At 33.7% G+C, this 1,243-nt stretch carries 1 protein-coding gene; it reads right to left on the bottom strand.

All coding sequences use genetic code 11. From position 1 onward, the window contains the following. Window positions 1-1,143: 1,143 nt before the first annotated feature. A partial coding sequence (locus tag IQ224_RS23605; RefSeq protein WP_130758492.1) for a transposase occupies window positions 1,144-1,243 on the bottom strand: 100 nt, incomplete at its 5' end.

Here is a 1,243-nt window from a genome sequence, read left to right as displayed (position 1 = left end):
AGTTTTGATAATCCATAATTTTGCTAATAAACATAGCAAAATTATAGATGATTTCCTGACCTAAGATCACATTTTATTCTTTTTTCCACTTCAATCTAAGAATTGAGAAAAAAGCAAAACCTTACATTATACCATAAAAAAATTATGCAAGAGGTCTAAAGGAAATAAGTGAAGAGTTAAGGTCATCAGCGTGTAGATTGTTAATCGAAATTCTAGCCATTGAAATTGTCCTCTTAATCAAATAAAAAGTAGTTAACTTGAGATTGAGTTTACCTTACTCACCTATTTTTATATAATGCTTTTTAAAGCAGATGGCAACCCTCTTGAAGGATTATTTTTGGTTCTTCGGTTTGTCTTATGCAATAGACGGGAGTTATAAGGGATGGAACCCTTATAGAGAAAGACATTGGGCGATTTTTGTCAATTGTTTTTTATCTAAAGCGAACTAATCAATTAAATCCCTTACCAGATAAAGATTTTGTTGATTTATGCCCCCCTATCGAACCATAACAAGTAACGAAGAGCCTTATTTTTGAACATAAATAAGGAAATAAAGCAGAGCCTTAGATATGGCGTTCTGAGGCAGAGCATTGGAGCAAGAGTTATTAATCTCTCCCTGAACAGTTACCTAAAAATATCTGTAATTGGTGATTGCTTTTCCTAGAAAAGCAATCACTTTTTACTTAAATTTCAACTTTAGTTACCTTCGTAATCTTACCGTTCTTGTCGTACTCCGTTATTGTGATTGTTATTCCGCCCATGATATTTCGGTAATCGTATTCTGTAATATCTTGAACTTTATCTTATTCTGAATTGACAAGAACCAAATCAGTAATTTGAAGTTGGGACATTGGAATTATACTCCTAATTAAGAAAAAAGTAGTTGGCTTGAGATTGGGTTTACCTCACTCATCTGTTCCTAGATTAATCGCTCTCCCAGCAGATGACAACCCCCTGGAAGGATGATTTTTGAACATAATTCTAGTATTTTATGTTCAATTTTCAAGGACAGTCCCCAACGAGAAAATAAGGGTTTCCGGTTATTTCGCCAGCAACTTTGAGATGAAAACTGAGTTTTGCCCCCTAAATCCTGAACATAAATCAGCTATTTATGTGTGGCTCTTCGTTACTCTTTATGCTAAATCAACAGACAAGATGCCAAGATAACATACTTCTAACCCAAAAATTCCGAAAGTTTCTAAAGCCATAGCCTCTTCTTTTTATTAGTTTAAGTTTATTGTTG

The organism is Microcystis sp. LEGE 00066, assembly GCF_015207925.1.
Classification (GTDB): Bacteria; Cyanobacteriota; Cyanobacteriia; order Cyanobacteriales; family Microcystaceae; genus Microcystis; species Microcystis ichthyoblabe_A.
Note: the sequence above shows the minus strand (reverse complement) of the source record. Positions and strands in the feature narration are given on the sequence as shown.